We start from the raw sequence: 17,255 nt of genomic DNA on the forward strand, positions 1-17,255 counted from the left end.
AAGAAGCGGCGGGGCCGCGCGCTGGTGCAGGCCGGACCCACCGCAGCCCCGAAAGTCCAGGCACGCTGCTTGCTGAAAGAGTGATGACACCGGTCCGGTGTCTGTCTATCTCCTCAGCAGGGCACGAGCCCGTATCAGCCCCTTCGGCGCAGGCCGGAGGGGCTTTTTTTTCCTCAGTGCTTCTCTCGCGCGTGATTGATCGAGTAGCGCGGAATCTCGATGGTCACGTCCTGGTTGGACAGGATGGCCTGGCAGCTCAGGCGCGAGGTCGGGGTCAGGCCCCAGGCGCGGTCGAGCAGGTCTTCCTCGCTCTCGTCCATCTCGCCCAGCGAGGCCCCGCCCTCCTTCACGACGACGTGGCAGGTGGTGCAGGCGCAGCTCATCTCGCAGGCATGCTCGATGGCGATGCCGTTCTCGATCAGGGCCTCGCAGACCGAGGTGCCGGCGGGCGCCTCGATGCTGTCGCCCTGGGGGCAGTACTCGGGGTGGGGCAGGATCTTGATGATCGGCACGGTCAGACGTCCTCGACTCGGCGGCCGGCGAGTGCCTGGCGTATGCCCTGGTTCATGCGGCTGGCGGCAAAGGCCTCGGTGCCCTCGGCCAGGGCCTTGACGGCGGCCTCGATGGCGCCGGCGTCGCTGCCGGCGGCGACGGCCAGCGTCTGGTTGATCAGCGTCTCGATGGCCGCCTGCTCCTCACCGCTGAGCAGTGCGGCGTCGGCGGCGAGCGCGGCGCGCGTGGCCAGCACCATGCGCTCGGCCTCGACCTGGGCCTCGCGCAGCGCGCGTGCGGCCATGTCGTCCTCGGCATGGGCAAAGCCGTCCTTGAGCATCTGCGCGATCTGGTCGTCGGCGAGGCCGTAGGAGGGCTTGACGGTGACCGCCGCCTCGACGCCCGAACCCAGCTCGCGCGCCGCCACGCTGAGCAGGCCGTCGGCGTCGACCTGGAAGGTGACGCGGATGCGCGCCGCGCCGGCGGCCATCGGCGGGATGCCGCGCAGTTCGAAGCGCGCCAGCGAGCGGCATTCGCTCACCAGATCGCGCTCGCCCTGCAGCACATGGATGGCCATCGCGGTCTGGCCGTCCTTGAAGGTGGTGAAGTCCTGGGCCTTGGCCACCGGGATGGTGCTGTTGCGCTCGATGATGCGCTCGACCAGGCCGCCCATGGTCTCGAGACCGAGCGAGAGCGCGATCACGTCCAGCAGCAGCAGCTCGCCGTCGCGCGCATTGCCGGCCAGGGCATTGGCCTGGATGGCCGCACCCACGGCCACCACCTCGTCGGGGTTGAGGTTGGTCAGCACCTCACGGCCGAAGAGCTCGCTCACCGCCGCGCGCACCAGCGGCATGCGCGTGCTGCCACCCACCATCACCACACCCTGCACCTCGTCGCGCGCCACCTTGGCATCGCGCAGCACCTTGCGCACCGCAGCCAGCGTGCGGTCGACCAGGGGCCGGGCCAGCGCCTCCAGCCGCGCCCGGCTGACCTCGACGTCGACCGCGCCGCCGGCCAGCTCGGCACGCCAGCGCACGGCATCGGCCTGGCTCAGCGTCTCTTTCGCAGCACGCGAGACCACCAGGGCCAGGCGCTTGTCGCGCGCACTCTCGGCGCGCACGCCGGCCTCGGCCAGGGCCCAGTCGGCCAGGGCGCGGTCGAGGTCGTCGCCGCCCAGCGCGGCGTCGCCGCCAGTGGCCACGACCTCGAAGACGCCGCGGGTCAGGCGCAGCAGGCTGATGTCGAAGGTGCCACCGCCCAGGTCATAGACGGCGTAGAGGCCTTCGCTGGCGTTGTCCAGGCCGTAGGCCACCGCGGCCGCCGTGGGCTCACTGATCAGGCGCAGCACGTTCAGTCCTGCGAGCTGGGCCGCATCCTTGGTGGCCTGGCGCTGGGCGTCGTCGAAATAGGCCGGCACCGTGATCACGGCGCCGAACAAGTCGTCGGCAAAGGTGTCTTCGGCGCGCTGGCGCAGGCTGGCCAGGATCTCGGCGCTCACCTCGACCGGCGATTTCTCGCCGTCGCGCGTGGCCAGGGCCACCATGCCGGGGCGGTCGACGAAGCGGTAGGGCAGGCCGCCGCGGTCGGCGATGTCGGCCAGCGTGCGGCCCATGAAGCGCTTTACCGAGACCAGGGTGTTCTCGGGATCGTCGGCCTGGGCCGTGCGGGCGTCGAAACCGATCTGGCGCCGGCCGTCGCCCAGGTAGCGCACGGCCGAGGGCAGGAGCACGCGGCCCTGGCCGTCGGGCAGGCATTCGGCAACGCCGTGGCGCAGCGCCGCCACCAGCGAATGCGTGGTGCCGAGGTCGATGCCGACGGCCACGCGCCGCTGGTGGGGGTCGGGCGCATAGCCCGGTTCGGAAATCTGCAGCAAGGCCATCGCGGGCGATCTATTTATCTCGAAGAATCAAGGGTGTCCAGCGCGTCCAGGCGGCGCTCGATGTCCTGGCGGAAGCGCGCCACGAACATCAGCGCGCGCACCTGCGCGGCGGCGGCGGCGGTGTCGCCGCGGCCGTCGAGCATCTCGGTCAGCTCGGCCAGCAGGCGCTGCTCGTCGCTCGCCACGGTGGCATCAAGGCGTTCGACGGCGGCACTGTCGGCGGCATCGTCCAGGGCCTCGCGCCATTCCATCTGCTGCATCAAAAAGGCCGCCGGCATGGCCGTGTTGCGCTCGGCATCCACCGCCACGCCGCGCAGCTCGCAGATGTAGGCGGCGCGACTCAGCGGGTCTTTCAGGCGCTGGTAGGCCTCGTTCACGCGCACGGCCCATTGCATGGCCAGGCGCTGGGCGGCGGCGCCCTCGGCGGCAAAGCGGTCGGGGTGGACCTGGGCCTGCAGCTCGCGGCGGCGCGCATCGAGCTCGGCGCGGTCCAGCGCCTGCCGCTGCGGCAGGGCGAAGAGCGTGAAGTCGTCGTCGCTGAGCTTCATTCGAGGTTTTGGCCGTGGAAATACGCATTGTCGCGGCAGCCGCAGAGGGCGCCGCGCAGTTCGGCCTGGCTCATGCCCGCCGGCCGGGGCCGGCGCGGGCCATCAAACGCGGAACGACTCCCCGCAGCCGCAGCGGTCTTTCTCGCGCGGATTGTGGAAGCGGAAGCCCTCGTTCAGGCCTTCGCGCACGAAGTCGAGCTCGGTGCCGTCCAGGTAGGGCAGGCTCTTGGGATCGATCAGCACCTTGACGCCGTGGCCTTCGAAGATGATGTCCTCGGGTGCGATCTCGTCGGCGTATTCGAGCTTGTAGGCCAGGCCCGAGCAGCCGGTGGTCTTGACGCCCAGGCGCACGCCCACGCCCTTGCCGCGCCGGCCCAGATAGCGTGTGACATGGCGCGCCGCGGCTTCGGTGAGAGTGACGGCCATCGGCTCAATGTCCTGCGGCTGCGGTCTCGCCGGCGACGCCGTGCTTGGCCTTGTAGTCCTGCACCGCCGCCTTGATGGCGTCTTCGGCCAGGATGGAGCAGTGGATCTTCACCGGCGGCAGCGCAAGCTCTTGCGCGATCTGGGTGTTCTTGATGCTCACCGCCTCGTCCAGGGTCTTGCCCTTGACCCATTCGGTGACCAGCGAGCTCGAGGCGATGGCCGAGCCGCAGCCATAGGTCTTGAAACGCGCGTCCTCGATGAGGCCGGTCTCGGCGTTGACCTTGATCTGCAGCTTCATCACGTCGCCGCAGGCCGGCGCGCCGACCATGCCGGTGCCCACCGAATCGTCACCCTTGTCGAAAGAGCCGACGTTGCGCGGGTTTTCGTAGTGTTCGACGACCTTTTCGCTGTATGCCATGTTGCTGCTCCTGAGTACTGTGTCGAGGTCTAGTGCGCCGCCCACTGGATGGCGCTGATATCCACGCCGTCCTTGAACATCTCCCACAGCGGCGAGAGTTCGCGCAGCTTGGCCACGTTGTCCTGCAGCGTGGCGACGGCGTAATCGATTTCCTGCTCGGTGGTGAAGCGGCCGATGGTCATGCGCAGGCTGGAATGCGCCAGTTCGTCGCTGCGGCCCAGCGCGCGCAGCACGTAGCTGGGTTCCAGGCTGGCGCTGGTGCAGGCCGAGCCCGAGGACACAGCCAGGCCCTTGACGCCCATGATCAGCGACTCGCCCTCCACATAGTTGAAGCTGGCGTTGAGGTTGTGCGGCACGCGGCGCTCGAGGTCGCCGTTGATGAACACCTGCTCGATGGTGGAAATGCCCCTGAGCAGGCGCTGTTGCAACCCGCGGATGCGTTCGCTCTCCGCGCCCATCTCCAGGCGTGCGATCTCGAAGGCCAGGCCCATGCCCACGCACTGGTGGGTGGGCAGCGTGCCGCTGCGCATGCCACGCTCGTGGCCGCCGCCGTGCATCTGCGCCTCAAGCCGCACGCGCGGCTTGCGCCGCACGTAGAGCGCGCCGATGCCCTTGGGGCCGTAGGTCTTGTGGCTGGCCAGGCTGAGCAGGTCGACCGGCAGCGTGTTCATGTCGATGGCCACCTTGCCGGTGGCCTGGGCGCCGTCGACATGCAACACGATGCCGCGCTCGCGGCACAGCGCGCCGATGGCCGGGATGTCCTGGATCACGCCGATCTCATTGTTGACCAGCATCACCGACACCAGGATGGTGTCCTTGCGCAGCGCGTCCTTGAACTTGTCGAGGTCGAGCAGGCCGTTCTCCTGCACCTCGAGGTAGGTGACCTCGAAGCCCTGGCGCTCGAGTTCGCGCGTGGTGTCGAGCACGGCCTTGTGCTCGGTCCTGACAGTGACGATGTGCTTGCCGCGGCTGGCGTAGAAGTGCGCCGCGCCCTTGATGGCGAGGTTGTTGCTCTCGGTGGCGCCGCTGGTCCAGACGATCTCGCGCGGATCGGCATTGATGAGCCGGGCCACCTGCTCACGCGCCTTCTCGACCGCTTCTTCGGCCTCCCAGCCCCAGGCGTGGCTGCGGCTGGCCGGGTTGCCGAAGTGCTCGCGCAGCCAGGGAATCATCGCGTCGACGACGCGCGGGTCGCACGGCGTCGTCGCGCCGTAGTCCATGTAGATGGGGAAATGCGGGGTCATGATCGCAGGAGGCTCTTTGCTGCTATGGCTTTGCTTGTTTCGCTTACTTCGAGAAGGCGCCACCCAGGGCGAACACCGAGTTCGGCGCCGTCACCTTGATGGGCTTGACCACCGGCACGTTGGAGATGGCGCGCTTGACCGGCGATTCGTCGATGGCCACGCCCTTGGCCAACTGCTCCTCGACCAGCTTCTTGAGGGAGATCGAGTCGAGGTATTCGATCATCTTGGCGTTCAGGCTGGCCCAGAGGTCGTGCGTCATGCACTTGCCGGTGTCCTCGCCCATGCAGCCCTCGCGGCCGCTGCAGCCGGTGGCGTCTATGGGCTCGTCGACGGCGACGATGATGTCGGCCACCGTGATCTCGCCCGCAGCCCGGCCCAGCGAATAGCCGCCGCCGGGACCGCGCGTGCTCTCCACCAGTTCATGCCGGCGCAGCTTGCCGAACAGTTGCTCAAGGTAGGACAGCGAAATCTGCTGGCGCTGGCTGATGGCCGCCAGGGCCACCGGCCCGGCGTTGGCGCGCAGCGCCAGATCGATCATGGCCGTGACGGCGAAGCGGCCTTTGGTCGTGAGTCTCATGGGCAATCTCCTGGCGCACAGTGCGCCGCGGGCAAGGAAGCGGACAGGCCTGGGGCGGCGTTTTTGACGCTTTCGCGAACCTGACTAATGCAGTCAAGTATAGCAGAAGCCGACCGATTTGATCAGGCTTTGCCACCGCGGCCCGCCGCGCGGCCGAGTTCGCCGCGCGCCAGGCGCGGCAGCAGGCGCTCGCAGGCGTCCTCGACCAGGTCGAGCACATGGTCGAAACCGGCCGGGCCGCCGTAGTAGGGATCAGGCACCTCATGTACGCCGTCGGCGCGGCCGGCAAAGGGCAGCAGCAGCTGGCAGCGTTCGGCGGTGCCGGCCGGCGCGCGCTTGTGCAGCCAGGCCAGGTTGGCCTCGTCCATGCCCAGCAGCCAGTCGAAGCGCTCGAAGTCGGCCGCCTCCACCGGCCGGGCGCGCAGCGGCTTCAGGTCATAGCCGCGCTGGGCCGCATGGGCCGTGCTGCGGGGGTCGGGCGGCTCGCCAGCGTGGTAATCGGTCATGCCAGCGGAATCGACCCGCACGCGCTTGTCGAGGCCTGCGCGCTGCAGCTTGCCGCGCAGCACCGCCTCGGCCGTAGGTGAGCGGCAGATATTGCCCATGCAGACCATGAGGATGCGAACTTCCACGTCATTTCCTTCGCGGGGGGCGCCACTGGCGCCCACACCCAGCCATTGCTTCACCAGCCGCCTCATTGCGGGCGCCCCGTCGCCGGCAAGGGCAGCACATCGGGCACGGCGGCGCCGAAGGCCTGCTCGCGCAGCAGCGCCAACTGGTCGCGCACGCGCGCCGCCTTCTCGAACTCGAGGTTGCGCGCGTGCTCGAGCATCTGCTTCTCGAGCAGCTTGATGCGCTTGCCGAGATCCTTCTCCGACATCGCCTCCACCTCGGCGGCCGCGCGGGCGGCCTTGAGATCGTCCTTGGCCGTCTTGTCGGAAACGACGCCGTCGATGAGATCGCGGATGCGCTTGTTGACGCCCTTGGGCGTGATGCCCATGGCCAGGTTGTGGGCGATCTGCTTGGTGCGCCGCCGCTCGGTCTCGCCGATGGCGGCGCGCATCGAGTCGGTCATCTTGTCGGCGTAGAGGATGGCGCGACCATGCAGGTTGCGCGCGGCGCGACCTATGGTCTGGATCAGGCTGCGCTCGGCACGCAGGAATCCTTCCTTGTCGGCGTCGAGGATGGCCACGAGGCTGACCTCGGGCAGGTCCAGCCCCTCGCGCAGCAGGTTGATGCCCACCAGCACGTCGAAGGTGCCCAGGCGCAGGTCGCGCAGGATCTCGACCCGCTCCACGGTGTCGATATCGCTGTGCAGGTAGCGCACCTTGACGCCGTTGTCCGAGAGGTAGTCGGTCAGCTGCTCGGCCATGCGCTTGGTGAGCGTGGTGATGAGCACGCGCTCGCTTTTCTCGACGGTGTCGCGAATCTCCTGCAGCACGTCGTCGACCTGGGTCGCGGCCGGCCGCACCTCGACCTCAGGGTCGACCAGGCCGGTGGGCCTCACCACCTGCTCGACCACCTGGCCGGTGTTGGCCTTCTCGTAGTTGCCGGGCGTGGCCGAGACAAAGACCGCCTGGCGCATCTTGCGCTCGAACTCCTCGAACTTGAGCGGCCGGTTGTCGAGCGCGCTGGGCAGGCGAAAGCCATATTCCACCAGCGTGGTCTTGCGCGCCCGGTCGCCGTTGTACATGCCGCCGAACTGGCCGATCAGCACATGGCTCTCGTCCAGGAACATCAGCGCGTCGGCCGGCAGGTAGTCCACCAACGTGGGCGGCGGCTCGCCCGGCGCCGCGCCACTGAGGTGGCGGGTGTAGTTCTCGATGCCCTTGCAGTGGCCCACCTCCTGCAGCATCTCGAGGTCGAAGCGCGTGCGCTGCTCGATGCGCTGGGCCTCGACCAGCTTGCCGGCCTTGACGAACTCGTCCAGGCGCGCACGCAGTTCGTCCTTGATGGTGGCGATGGCATCGACCACGCGCTCGCGCGGCGTCACGTAGTGGCTGCTCGGGTAGACCGTGAAGCGCGGAATCTTCTGGCGCACGCGGCCGGTCAGCGGGTCCAGCAGCGACATCGCCTCGACCTCGTCGTCGAAGAGCTCGATGCGCAGTGCCAGCTCGCTGTGCTCGGCCGGAAAGACATCGATGGTGTCGCCACGCACGCGGAACGAGCCGCGGCCGAACTCGATCTCGTTGCGCTTGTACTGCATGCGGATCAGCTGGGCTATTGCCTCGCGCTGGCTCAGCTTGTCGCCCACGCGCAGCGTCATCACCATCTTGTGATAGTCGCTCGGGTTGCCGATGCCGTAGATGGCGCTGACGCTGGCCACGATGATGACGTCGCGGCGCTCGAGCAGGCTCTTGGTGGCGGAGAGCCGCATCTGCTCGATGTGCTCGTTGATGGCGCTGTCCTTCTCGATGAAAAGGTCGCGCTGCGGCACATAAGCCTCGGGCTGGTAGTAGTCGTAGTAGCTGACGAAGTACTCGACCGCGTTCTTCGGAAAGAACTCGCGGAACTCGCTGTAGAGCTGGGCGGCCAGCGTCTTGTTGGGCGCGAAGACGATGGCCGGCCGGCCCAGGCGGGCGATGACATTGGCCATCGTGAAGGTCTTGCCCGAGCCGGTCACCCCCAGCAGGGTCTGGAAGGTGAGTCCGTCGTTGATGCCTTCGGCCAGCAGGTCAATGGCCGCCGGCTGGTCGCCCGCCGGCGCAAACAGCTGCAGCAGCTGGAAGGGCGAGCCGGGAAAGCTGACGAACTCGCCGGCGGCTTCGGCCGGCGGTTCGGTCACGGCGGCAAGCGGTGGCATGAATGCAATCTCCCTGGGATTTCCCGGATAGGGGCCACTTACAATCGGGCCCACGCGGCGCACGCTGGCGCCGCGATCAACCGCGTAGCGTAGCGCAGCGCGCCGGGGCAAGCCCGGCGTCGCGCGCCGCCCGCGCCAGCCCAGGAAGAAGCCCACATGTCCGCCCCGCTGCCCGTTTCCCTGTTCAACGCCGTCGAGATGGCGCCCCGCGACCCCATCCTGGGCCTGAGCGAGCAGTTCAACGCCGACCCCAACCCGGCCAAGGTCAACCTCGGCGTCGGCGTCTACTTCAACGACGAGGGCAAGCTGCCCGTGCTGCGCTGCGTGGCCGAGGCCGAGAAGCAATTGCTCGAGGCGCCCAAGGCCAAGGGCTACCTGCCGATTGACGGCATCGTGGTCTACCAGAAGGCGGTGCAGGCCCTGGTATTCGGCGCCGAGAGCGAAGCCGTCAAGAGCGGCCGCGTCGCCACCGTCCAGGCCCTGGGTGGCACCGGCGGCCTCAAGGTCGGCGCCGACTTCCTGCGCCGCCTCAACCCGCAGGCCACGGTGCTGATCAGCGACCCGAGCTGGGAGAACCACCGCGCGCTGTTCACCCAGGCCGGCTTCACGGTCGAGACCTTCCCCTACTACGACGCCGCCACGCGCGGCATCCGCTTCGACGCCCTGGTGGCGGCGCTGGGAAGCGCGGCCACCGGCAGCATCGTCGTGATGCACGCCTGCTGCCACAACCCCACCGGCTGCGACCTCTCGCCCGCCCAGTGGCAGCAGGTGGCGGCGCTGTGCGCCGAGCGCGGTCTCGTGCCCTTCCTCGACATGGCCTACCAGGGCTTCGGCGAAGGCATCGCCGAGGACGGCGCTGCGGTGCAGACCTTCCTCGCCACCGGCGCCAGCTTCTTCGTCGCCAGCTCCTTCTCGAAGAGCTTCTCGATCTACGGCGAGCGCGTCGGCGCTCTCAGCGTGGTCTGCGCCAACGCCGACGAGTGCAAGCGCGTGGTCTCGCAGCTCAAGCTGGTGATTCGCGCCAACTACTCCAATCCGCCCACCTTCGGCGCCCAGCTCGTAGCCACCGTGCTCACCACGCCGGCGCTGCGCGCGATGTGGGAAGAAGAGCTGGCCGGCATGCGCCAGCGCATCCGCGCCATGCGCGAGGCCCTGGTTGGCAAGCTGCGCGCCGCCGGCGTGCAGGGCGAGCTCGACTACATCACGCGCCAAAAAGGCATGTTCAGCTACTCTGGCCTGAGCGCGCCACAGATGCAGCGCCTGCGTGGCGAGTTCGGCGTCTACGGCCTCGACTCCGGCCGCATTTGCGTGGCCGCCATCAACAACCGCAACATCGACGCCGTCGTCGCCGCCATCGCCCGCGTCATGCAATAAGGCCGATTCGGGCCCGGAACGTGCTTCGGACGGTGGAATTGCCCCTGCAAACCTGCTCGGCCAGGGGCAAGATGCCATAATCCGTTGCCGTTTTGCTGCAGTGCAGCAAAGTTGTTGCCGGCGTCAGCGCGGGCGCAGCCTGGGTCGCGCATGATGCGGAGGGCGCCCGCCACCATCCAGCCTGGAGACAGTCGATGCTGTATCAGATCTACGAAACGCAACGCGCGCTCATGGCGCCGTTCTCCGAGTTCGCCAGCGCGTCCGCCAAGCTGTTCGACCACCCGCTGTCGCCCTTTGCGCACTTCCCGATGGCGCAACGCATGTCGGCCAGCTTCGACCTGCTGCACCGCCTGGCCAAGGAATACGAGAAGCCGCCCTTCGCCATCACCGCCTCCACGGTGGGTGGGGTCGAGGTCGCGGTGCAGGAGCAGGTGGCGCTGAAGAAGCCCTTCTGCCGCCTGCTGCGCTTCAAGCGCTTCACCGACGACTCGGGCGCGCTCGAGACCATGAAGGCCCAGCCCACGGTGCTGGTGGTGGCGCCGCTGTCGGGCCACCACAGCACGCTGCTGCGCGACACCGTCAAGAGCCTGCTGTGCGACCACAAGGTCTTCATCACCGACTGGACCGACGCGCGCATGGTGCCGCTGTCCGCGGGGCCCTTCCACCTCGACGACTACGTCGGCTATGTGCAGGAGTTCATCCGCCACATCGGCCCCGAGGTGCATGTGATCTCGGTTTGCCAGCCCACGGTTCCGGTGCTGGCGGCGGTGTCGCTGCTGGCCAGCGGCGGTGAGCCCACGCCGCGCACGATGACCATGATGGGCGGCCCCATCGACGCGCGCAAGAGCCCCACGGCGGTCAACAACCTGGCCATGAACAAGAGCCATGGCTGGTTCGAGGCCAATGTGATCTTCGCCGTACCGCCCAACTTTCCGGCCTCCGGCCGCCGTGTCTACCCCGGCTTCCTGCAGCACACCGGCTTCGTGGCGATGAACCCCGACCGCCACCTGAGCAGCCATTACGACTACTTCCGCGACCTCATCCGCGGCGATGACGACAGCGCCGAGGCGCACCGCCAGTTCTACGACGAATACAACGCCGTGCTCGACATGCCGGCCGAGTACTACCTCGAAACCATCAAGACCGTGTTCCAGGACTTCGCCCTCGTCAACGGCACCTGGGAGGTGAACGGCGAACCAGTGCGGCCTCAGGACATCACCACGACCGCCCTGCTCACCGTCGAAGGCGAGCTCGACGACATCTCCGGCGCCGGCCAGACCAAGGCCGCCCACGACCTGTGTACCGGCATCCCGGCCGAGCGCGGCTTCCACTACGACGCCCTTGGCGCCGGCCACTACGGCATCTTCTCGGGCCGGCGCTGGCGCGAGAAGGTCTACCCGCAGGTGCGCGACTTCATCTCGCGCTTCGACGTCGCCGCCAAGGCCGCTGAAGTGAAGGAATTGCGCGCCGGATAATCCGGCGGTGACCCCGCCCGACGCCGCGCCCTCCCACATCGACCGACCCGCCGATCCTGCCGCCCTGGCCGCGCGCCTGGACGCGGCACTGCCGCAGACGCAATGCACGCGCTGCGGCTACCCCGATTGCCGCGCCTATGCCGAGGCCATGGCGCACGAGGGCGCGGCCATCAACCGCTGCCCGCCGGGCGGGGCCGAGGGCATCGCCCGCCTGGCTGTCCTGACCAGCCGTCCGCGGCTGCCGCTGGACCCCAGCCACGGCCATGAAGGCCCGCGCGCCCTCGCCGTCATCGACGAAGCCTGGTGCATAGGCTGCACGCTGTGCATCAAGGCCTGCCCGGTGGACTGCATCGTCGGCGCTTCCAAGCTCATGCACACGGTCATAGCCGCCCAATGCACCGGCTGCGAACTCTGCGTGCCGGCGTGCCCGGTCGACTGCATCGCGATGGTGCCGGTTACCGGCACAAGCAGCGGCTGGCAGGCCTGGAGCCCGGCGCAGGCCGACGAGGCGCGCGCACGCTACGACTTCCACCGCTGGCGCGTCGAGCGAGACCTGCGTGACCACGAGGCCCGCCTCGTCGCCAAGGCCCAGGCCAAGCTGGCCGATCTGGAAGGTGCCAGCCGGCTCACCGACCCGGCGGCGCTGGCCGCCAAGCGCGCCGTGATCGAGGCCGCCCTGCAGCGCGCCCGTGCCCGCCGTGCTGAGACAAGTCCCGATGAAGACTGAAGCCATCGAGCCCTTCTTCGCCACCCTGGCGGCGGCCAACCCCAGCCCGCGCAGCGAACTGGAATACGCCAGCGTCTTCGAACTGCTGGCCGCCGTGCTGCTCTCGGCCCAGGCCACCGATGTCGGCGTCAACAAGGCGACGCCGGCGCTGTTCGCGCTGGCACCCACGCCGCAGAAGATGGTCGATCTGGGCGTAGCGCGTGTCACCGAGCTGATCCGCACCATAGGCCTCTTCCGCACCAAGGCGCGCAACCTGGTCGCCACCAGCCAGATCCTGGTCATGCAACACGGCGGCCTCGTGCCGCGCTCGCGCGAAGCCCTCGAGGCCCTGCCCGGCGTCGGCCGCAAGACCGCCAACGTAGTGCTCAACGTGGCCTTTGGCGAGCCGACGATGGCGGTCGACACCCATGTCTTCCGCGTCGGCAACCGCACCGGCCTGGCGCCAGGGCGCAACCCGGCGGAGGTTGAGGCGCAATTGCTGCGGCGCGTGCCGCCGCGCTATGCCGTCGACGCCCACCACTGGTTGATCCTGCACGGCCGCTACGTCTGCCAGGCACGCGCACCGCGCTGCCAGGCCTGCGCCGTTCGCCAGTGGTGCGACCACGGCGCTTCTACAATGCCCGCGGGAGACAACGATGGGCCAGCTTGAAGACCTTGCCGAACGCGTCGAGCGCCTGCTGCTCAGGCACCAGGAGCTCAAGCGCACGAGCGCCCTGCTCGAACAGCAACTGCAGGCCGTGAGCGCCGAGCGCGACAGCCTGCGCTCGCGCCTGGCGGCGGCGCGCGCCCGCGTCGACGCCCTCATTGAACGCCTGCCGGCCGAAGGCGGCAAGGCTGGCGCCACCACCCCATGAAGCAGGTCGAAGTCAGCATCCTCGGCCAGGTCTATGTGCTCGGCTGCCCCGAAGGCGGCGAGGCCCACCTGGCCACCGCGGTGGCCGCGGTCGACCGCGAGATGACCACCATACGCGAGGCGGGCAAGGTGAGGGCGCGCGAGCGCATCGCAGTGCTGGCGGCGCTGAACCTGGCCTACCAGTTGTCCGAGCGCGGCATTCCGGTGACTGCGCCCGCAGCCGCGGGCACGGCAGCCGGCGCTGCGGCCGACATCGAGGCCCTGGTGCGCCGCATCGACCAGGCCCTGGGCGAAGACGGCCGCCTGCTGTGATTTTCGGCGCGCACGCAGGCGCGGTTTCGAGGTCTAGAATGGACTCGTCCGTCGTGTCCCGTGGGCTCAATATTTCCTTGAACCGATGCTCATTGAGCCAGGGCTTGGAACATTGCCAGGCTGGTGTGATCGTCTCGCGTCAGATGAACCCGAAGCTTGGCTGACCTCGCCCACCTGAACTTCCCTGAGGGTTCAGGAATGCGGCTCACGGTTCACGGCGGACACCCCTTCCACCCGTTCTTCCGCAAGCCATGACGCGCTACTGGCTCATGAAGAGCGAACCCGACGAGGCCTCCATAGCCGACCTCGCCGCGGCCTCCGGCCAGACCCTGCCCTGGACCGGCGTGCGCAACTACCAGGCGCGCAACTTCATGCGCGACCTGATGCAACCGGGCGACGGCGTGCTCTTCTACCACTCGTCCTGCCCCGAGCCCGGCATCGCCGGCCTGGCGCGCGTGGCCGGCCATCCCGCGCCGGATACCACCCAGTTCGACCCCGCCAGCCCTTACCACGACGCCAAGTCCGATCCGGCCGCGCCGCGCTGGCTGCAACTCGACGTGAAGCTGGTGCGCAAGACGCGACTGCTGCCGCTGGCCGAGATGCGCCAGGCCGAGGAACTGGCATCGATGCGGGTGCTCCAGCGCGGCAACCGCCTGTCCATCACCCCGGTCACCGAGGCCGAGTGGCAGGCCGTGCTGGCGCGGCTGGACGCCTGATTGGACCTCGGCGCCACCCTCGTCGTCGAATTGCTGGCCCTGGGCGCGGCGGTCGGCTTCCTGGCCGGGCTGCTGGGCATTGGTGGGGGCATGGTCATGGTCCCGATCATGACGCTGCTGCTCACGCAGCGCGGCGTGCCTGCACCCCTGGCGGTGAAGATGTCCATCGCAACCTCGATGGCCACCATCATGTTCACCTCGCTGTCCAGCGTGCGCGCCCACCACCGCCTCGGCGCGGTGCGCTGGGAGATCGCACGCGCCATGGCGCCCGGCATCGTGACGGGCGGCCTGCTCGCCGGCGCCGGCGCCTTTGCGCTGCTCAAGGGCCAGGGCCTGGCCTTGCTGTTCGCAGCCTTCATCGGCTATTCGGCGCTCAAGATGATGCGCAACACCGCGCCGCGCCCGGGCCGCCAATTGCCCGGCGCCTGGGCCCAGGCCGGCGTCGGCGTCGGCATCGGCTTTGCGTCGGCCCTGCTCGGCGCCGGCGGCGCCTTCATGTCCGTCCCCTTCATGACCTGGTGCAATGTGCCGCCGCGCCAGGCCGTGGCCACGGCAGCCGCCATCGGCTTCCCCATCGCCCTGGCCAGCACTGCTGGCTACCTGATCAGCGGGCGCGATCTCGCGCCGGCGCTGCCGGGCGCCTTCGGCTACCTCTACCTGCCGGCCCTGGCCGTGGTGTCGGTGGCCAGTGTGACACTGGCGCCGGTGGGCGCGCGCACGGCGCAGCGCATCGACGTCACGCTGCTCAAGCGCTTGTTCGCGCTGATGCTGCTGGCGCTTGCCGCCAGCATGCTGCGGCAGGCCTTCGCGACCTGATCAGCCCTGGTCGAAGCGGATCGCGGCCAGCGTGACCTGGTTGCCGCCGCGCCGCCGCGCCTCGGCCAGCGCCGCCTCGCAGGCCGCCGTCAACGCGTCCTGGGTATTGGCCGTGTGCGGGAAACTGGCCACGCCCAGCGCCACCGTGAAGCCGAACTCCTGGCCCTCGTGTACGACGACCTGGGTCGCGCACTGGCGGCGCAGGCCTTCCATGCGCGCATGCGCCGTGGCCAGGCCCACGCCCGAGAGCAGCACCGCGAAGCGCTGCGCCTCGTAGTGGCAGGAGGCATCCATGGCCCGCGTGCCACCACGCAGCAGCCGGCCCATGGCCTCGAGCACGCGGTCGTCGCCGGCACTGCCCAGCGAGCGCGCCTTGGCACCAGCAGGGTCGATCTGGATGAAGACAATGGCGAACTCACGATGCTCGCGCGTCGAGAGGTCGACCTCGCGGCGCAACTGGTCTTCGAAATGGCTGCGCCGGTGCAGGCCCGACAGCGGCTCGCGCAGCGCCTGGTCGCGGATCTCGCGCCGCAGTTGGTCATTCGCGCGCTGCTGCTGCTCGATCTGCTCAAGGGCAGCACGCAGCTGGGCCTCGCGCTGGCGGCGCCCGGCCAGGTCGCTCCAGATGCAGCACAGCCAGCGGTGGCCATTGCCGTCGACCGCGCCGACGATGCGCAACACCTCGAACTCGCGCCGGTTGCCGCGCCATTCGAGGCGATGCTCGCTCAGCAGCGGTTCGTTCTGCGCCTGGGCGGTCAGCTCGGCCGCGCGCAGGGCTGTCGCCAGCGGGGCATCGAACAGCTCGGCATCGCTGCGGCCGATGATCTCGCCGACCGGGCAGCCGATGAAAACGGCCATGGCCTCGTTGACGTGCAGGTAGCGGCCTCCCGCCTGGTCCTTGACGGACAGCAGTTCGCCGCGCGCCGCCAACGCGCTTTCGAAGGCGCTGCCGAGCAAGGCCGAGAGGTCGCGCTTGACGGCGGCGCCGAACGCAGGGGATTCGACAGGCAGGGTCATGGGTTGAACATTCGGGCCGCGCGCCCCCGCACTGGGGCCGCACCATTCTGCAGCGTTGACTCTATGTTGGTGGGGCGGGTGCGGCAGAGCAAGCAACTTCGGCGGCTTATTCCCTAGATTGACCCTTGGCAACGGCCATATTACCCTGGCCTGTATCCAGCGCGACTCAGGTCTATCCTCCATCGTCAGACTGTCGTTGCCCCGCTGCACGATGCGGCTGGCGCGGCGAGTTGAATGCAGTCTATAATTTCGGGCTTTGCTGAGACACACGAGTTCCGCGCGCCCGCTGCGACACCAGTCTCCCTGCTTCCACCCCGGCACCTGCCCGGGTGGCAACGCGGAGGGAACTGGTCCAAGCCCTAAGAATGGGCGAGCAGGCAAACAGGCGCGGAGCGTGTACAACACCTGGATCCCCGTACCCATGACCACCATTCGCGTCAAAGAAAACGAGCCGTTCGACGTTGCCCTGCGCCGCTTCAAGCGCACGATCGAGAAGATCGGCCTTTTGACCGAGTTGCGGGCACGCGAGTTCTACGAGAAGCCCACCGCCGAGCGCAAGCGCAAGAAGGCGGCCGCGGTCAAGCGCCACTTCAAGCGCGTGCGCAGCATGCAGCTGCCCAAGAAGCTTTACTGATCCCGCTGTCGCCGGCTGCCGGCCCGCGCAGCCTGCCGGCCAGACCCAAGCCCGCGCGGCCCGCCGCAGCGGGCTTGTTCCGTTCAGGAGCCCGTCCATGAGCCTCAAGGATCGCATCACCGCAGACATGAAGGACGCCATGCGCGCCAAGGATGCGGCGCGCCTGTCGACCATTCGCATGCTGCTGGCCGCCTGCAAGCAGCGCGAGGTCGATGAGCGCATCGTGCTCGACGACGCCGCGGTGGTCGGCCTCGTCGACAAGCTGATCAAGCAGCGGCGCGATTCGATCACGGCCTTCGAGCAGGGCGGACGCGCCGACCTTGTCGAAAAGGAAACGGCCGAGGTCAGCGTGCTCGAGGCCTACCTGCCGCAGCGTCTTTCGGCCGAACAGGTGGCCGCAGCCGTGGCCTCGTTGGGCGCCGAGTTGGCCGCCGAACAGGGCCGCGCGCTGGGCCCCGGCGACATGGGCCGCGTGATGGCCGCCGCCAAGGCCCGCCTGAGCGGCCAGGCCGAGATGGCCCTGGTCTCGGCCGCGGTCAAGCAACTGCTGGCAAAGTAAGGCCATGAGCACATTGCCCTTCCGCCCGGTTTCGCCCGACGTCTGCGTCGCCCCGCAACTCACGCCCTCGGCCATGGCCGAGGCCGCGGCGGCGGGCTTTCGCAGCGTGGTCAACAACCGCCCCGACTTCGAACACGGCCCCGACCAGCCCACCAGCGCCGCCATCGAGGCCGCCGCCCGCGCCGCCGGGCTTGAGTACCGCCACCTGCCGGTGGACGGCGGCTGGCAGTCGCCCGAGGAGATCGCCGCCTTCGCGCGGCTGATGCAGGAGTTGCCGCGGCCCATCCTGGCTTTTTGCCGCTCGGGCGCGCGTTCGAGCCGCCTTTTCGCCGCAGCGTCTTCGATCTAGCCCGATTCGGTCGCCAGAATAGGGGCATGCCCGCGT

The 17,255-nt window shown here is 68.9% G+C and carries 21 protein-coding genes; 11 read left to right on the forward strand and 10 right to left on the reverse strand.

What is annotated here, in order from left to right; all coding sequences use genetic code 11:
- Positions 1–173: 173 nt before the first annotated feature.
- From fdx to uvrB, 9 genes are all read right to left on the reverse strand, one after another.
- Positions 174–512: an ISC system 2Fe-2S type ferredoxin gene (fdx, locus tag JMV16_RS20190; RefSeq protein ID WP_201496115.1), complete on the reverse strand. Its 339-nt coding sequence runs from the start codon at positions 510–512 to the stop codon at positions 174–176.
- A gap of 2 nt (positions 513–514) precedes the next feature.
- Positions 515–2,371 carry a Fe-S protein assembly chaperone HscA gene (gene hscA / locus JMV16_RS20195; RefSeq protein WP_201496116.1) on the reverse strand — a complete coding sequence of 619 codons (1,857 nt, stop codon included), beginning with the start codon at positions 2,369–2,371 and terminating at the stop codon, positions 515–517.
- Positions 2,372–2,385: 14 nt separating this feature from the next.
- Complete coding sequence (hscB, locus tag JMV16_RS20200; protein ID WP_201496117.1) at positions 2,386–2,919, reverse strand: Fe-S protein assembly co-chaperone HscB; 534 nt, start codon at positions 2,917–2,919, stop codon at positions 2,386–2,388.
- A 102-nt stretch (positions 2,920–3,021) separates the two neighbouring features.
- The gene (gene iscA, locus JMV16_RS20205; RefSeq protein ID WP_201496118.1) at positions 3,022–3,345 is read right to left on the reverse strand and encodes an iron-sulfur cluster assembly protein IscA; all 324 of its coding nucleotides are present in this window, start codon (positions 3,343–3,345) and stop codon (positions 3,022–3,024) included.
- Between the two features lie 4 nt (positions 3,346–3,349).
- Complete coding sequence (gene iscU / locus JMV16_RS20210; protein ID WP_201496119.1) at positions 3,350–3,763, reverse strand: Fe-S cluster assembly scaffold IscU; 414 nt, start codon at positions 3,761–3,763, stop codon at positions 3,350–3,352.
- A 29-nt stretch (positions 3,764–3,792) separates the two neighbouring features.
- The gene (locus tag JMV16_RS20215; RefSeq protein WP_201496120.1) at positions 3,793–5,007 is read right to left on the reverse strand and encodes an IscS subfamily cysteine desulfurase; all 1,215 of its coding nucleotides are present in this window, start codon (positions 5,005–5,007) and stop codon (positions 3,793–3,795) included.
- A gap of 43 nt (positions 5,008–5,050) precedes the next feature.
- Positions 5,051–5,584 carry a Fe-S cluster assembly transcriptional regulator IscR gene (iscR, locus tag JMV16_RS20220; RefSeq protein ID WP_201496121.1) on the reverse strand — a complete coding sequence of 178 codons (534 nt, stop codon included), beginning with the start codon at positions 5,582–5,584 and terminating at the stop codon, positions 5,051–5,053.
- Between the two features lie 122 nt (positions 5,585–5,706).
- Positions 5,707–6,198, reverse strand: coding sequence for a low molecular weight protein-tyrosine-phosphatase (locus JMV16_RS20225; RefSeq protein WP_201496283.1), 492 nt, complete (start codon positions 6,196–6,198; stop codon positions 5,707–5,709).
- Between the two features lie 80 nt (positions 6,199–6,278).
- Entirely contained in the window at positions 6,279–8,387 is a 2,109-nt protein-coding gene (gene uvrB, locus JMV16_RS20230) for an excinuclease ABC subunit UvrB (protein ID WP_201496122.1), read from the reverse strand.
- A gap of 156 nt (positions 8,388–8,543) precedes the next feature.
- Here uvrB and JMV16_RS20235 point away from each other — a divergent pair, with 156 nt between their 5' ends.
- From JMV16_RS20235 to JMV16_RS20270, 8 genes are all read left to right on the forward strand, one after another.
- Positions 8,544–9,761 (forward strand): amino acid aminotransferase, encoded by a 1,218-nt coding sequence (locus JMV16_RS20235; protein WP_201496123.1) that lies wholly within the window; start codon positions 8,544–8,546, stop codon positions 9,759–9,761.
- A gap of 194 nt (positions 9,762–9,955) precedes the next feature.
- A complete protein-coding gene (locus JMV16_RS20240) occupies positions 9,956–11,236 on the forward strand; it encodes a polyhydroxyalkanoate depolymerase (RefSeq protein WP_201496124.1) in 1,281 nt (426 codons plus the stop codon).
- Positions 11,237–11,243: 7 nt separating this feature from the next.
- Complete coding sequence (gene rsxB / locus JMV16_RS20245) at positions 11,244–11,963, forward strand: electron transport complex subunit RsxB (protein ID WP_411565056.1); 720 nt, start codon at positions 11,244–11,246, stop codon at positions 11,961–11,963.
- A complete protein-coding gene (nth, locus tag JMV16_RS20250) occupies positions 11,953–12,612 on the forward strand; it encodes an endonuclease III (protein ID WP_201496125.1) in 660 nt (219 codons plus the stop codon). The genes rsxB and nth overlap by 11 nt, the downstream gene beginning before the upstream one ends.
- Positions 12,599–12,817, forward strand: coding sequence for a DUF904 domain-containing protein (locus tag JMV16_RS20255; protein WP_201496126.1), 219 nt, complete (start codon positions 12,599–12,601; stop codon positions 12,815–12,817). Before nth ends, JMV16_RS20255 begins: the two co-directional genes overlap by 14 nt.
- On the forward strand, positions 12,814–13,128 hold the full coding sequence (locus JMV16_RS20260; RefSeq protein ID WP_201496127.1) for a cell division protein ZapA: 315 nt from the start codon (positions 12,814–12,816) through the stop codon (positions 13,126–13,128). Before JMV16_RS20255 ends, JMV16_RS20260 begins: the two co-directional genes overlap by 4 nt.
- Before the next feature lie 251 nt (positions 13,129–13,379).
- Positions 13,380–13,844: an EVE domain-containing protein gene (locus JMV16_RS20265; protein ID WP_201496128.1), complete on the forward strand. Its 465-nt coding sequence runs from the start codon at positions 13,380–13,382 to the stop codon at positions 13,842–13,844.
- Positions 13,845–14,660, forward strand: a complete 816-nt coding sequence (locus JMV16_RS20270; RefSeq protein ID WP_201496129.1) for a sulfite exporter TauE/SafE family protein — start codon at positions 13,845–13,847, stop codon at positions 14,658–14,660.
- Here the strand turns inward: JMV16_RS20270 and JMV16_RS20275 are convergent, their stop codons facing one another.
- The gene (locus JMV16_RS20275; RefSeq protein WP_201496130.1) at positions 14,661–15,677 is read right to left on the reverse strand and encodes a GGDEF domain-containing protein; all 1,017 of its coding nucleotides are present in this window, start codon (positions 15,675–15,677) and stop codon (positions 14,661–14,663) included.
- Positions 15,678–16,098: 421 nt separating this feature from the next.
- Between JMV16_RS20275 and rpsU the strand changes: the two genes are divergently transcribed.
- The 3 genes from rpsU (at position 16,099) to JMV16_RS20290 (ending at position 17,219) form a co-directional block, all read left to right on the forward strand.
- Positions 16,099–16,311: a 30S ribosomal protein S21 gene (gene rpsU, locus JMV16_RS20280; protein WP_009857718.1), complete on the forward strand. Its 213-nt coding sequence runs from the start codon at positions 16,099–16,101 to the stop codon at positions 16,309–16,311.
- A 97-nt stretch (positions 16,312–16,408) separates the two neighbouring features.
- The gene (locus tag JMV16_RS20285; RefSeq protein WP_201496131.1) at positions 16,409–16,870 is read left to right on the forward strand and encodes a GatB/YqeY domain-containing protein; all 462 of its coding nucleotides are present in this window, start codon (positions 16,409–16,411) and stop codon (positions 16,868–16,870) included.
- 4 nt (positions 16,871–16,874) lie between these two features.
- Positions 16,875–17,219, forward strand: a complete 345-nt coding sequence (locus JMV16_RS20290) for a TIGR01244 family sulfur transferase (protein ID WP_201496132.1) — start codon at positions 16,875–16,877, stop codon at positions 17,217–17,219.
- The last annotated feature ends 36 nt before the right edge of the window (positions 17,220–17,255 follow it).

This window comes from Rubrivivax sp. A210 (assembly GCF_904426505.1).
Taxonomy (GTDB): Bacteria; Pseudomonadota; Gammaproteobacteria; order Burkholderiales; family Burkholderiaceae_C; genus Rubrivivax.

Excerpts from the sequence above, each read along its gene's own strand:
- hscA (WP_201496116.1), bottom strand. The coding sequence starts at position 2,371 with ATGGCCTTGCTGCAGATTTCCGAACCGGGCTATGCGCCCGACCCCCAC.
- hscB (WP_201496117.1), bottom strand. The coding sequence starts at position 2,919 with ATGAAGCTCAGCGACGACGACTTCACGCTCTTCGCCCTGCCGCAGCGG.
- iscA (WP_201496118.1), bottom strand. The coding sequence starts at position 3,345 with ATGGCCGTCACTCTCACCGAAGCCGCGGCGCGCCATGTCACACGCTAT.
- iscU (WP_201496119.1), bottom strand. The coding sequence starts at position 3,763 with ATGGCATACAGCGAAAAGGTCGTCGAACACTACGAAAACCCGCGCAAC.
- JMV16_RS20215 (WP_201496120.1), bottom strand. The coding sequence starts at position 5,007 with ATGACCCCGCATTTCCCCATCTACATGGACTACGGCGCGACGACGCCG.
- iscR (WP_201496121.1), bottom strand. The coding sequence starts at position 5,584 with ATGAGACTCACGACCAAAGGCCGCTTCGCCGTCACGGCCATGATCGAT.
- JMV16_RS20225 (WP_201496283.1), bottom strand. The coding sequence starts at position 6,198 with ATGGTCTGCATGGGCAATATCTGCCGCTCACCTACGGCCGAGGCGGTG.
- uvrB (WP_201496122.1), bottom strand. The coding sequence starts at position 8,387 with ATGCCACCGCTTGCCGCCGTGACCGAACCGCCGGCCGAAGCCGCCGGC.
- JMV16_RS20235 (WP_201496123.1), top strand. The coding sequence starts at position 8,544 with ATGTCCGCCCCGCTGCCCGTTTCCCTGTTCAACGCCGTCGAGATGGCG.
- JMV16_RS20240 (WP_201496124.1), top strand. The coding sequence starts at position 9,956 with ATGCTGTATCAGATCTACGAAACGCAACGCGCGCTCATGGCGCCGTTC.
- nth (WP_201496125.1), top strand. The coding sequence starts at position 11,953 with ATGAAGACTGAAGCCATCGAGCCCTTCTTCGCCACCCTGGCGGCGGCC.
- JMV16_RS20255 (WP_201496126.1), top strand. The coding sequence starts at position 12,599 with ATGGGCCAGCTTGAAGACCTTGCCGAACGCGTCGAGCGCCTGCTGCTC.
- JMV16_RS20260 (WP_201496127.1), top strand. The coding sequence starts at position 12,814 with ATGAAGCAGGTCGAAGTCAGCATCCTCGGCCAGGTCTATGTGCTCGGC.
- JMV16_RS20265 (WP_201496128.1), top strand. The coding sequence starts at position 13,380 with ATGACGCGCTACTGGCTCATGAAGAGCGAACCCGACGAGGCCTCCATA.
- JMV16_RS20275 (WP_201496130.1), bottom strand. The coding sequence starts at position 15,677 with ATGACCCTGCCTGTCGAATCCCCTGCGTTCGGCGCCGCCGTCAAGCGC.
- rpsU (WP_009857718.1), top strand. The coding sequence starts at position 16,099 with ATGACCACCATTCGCGTCAAAGAAAACGAGCCGTTCGACGTTGCCCTG.
- JMV16_RS20285 (WP_201496131.1), top strand. The coding sequence starts at position 16,409 with ATGAGCCTCAAGGATCGCATCACCGCAGACATGAAGGACGCCATGCGC.
- JMV16_RS20290 (WP_201496132.1), top strand. The coding sequence starts at position 16,875 with ATGAGCACATTGCCCTTCCGCCCGGTTTCGCCCGACGTCTGCGTCGCC.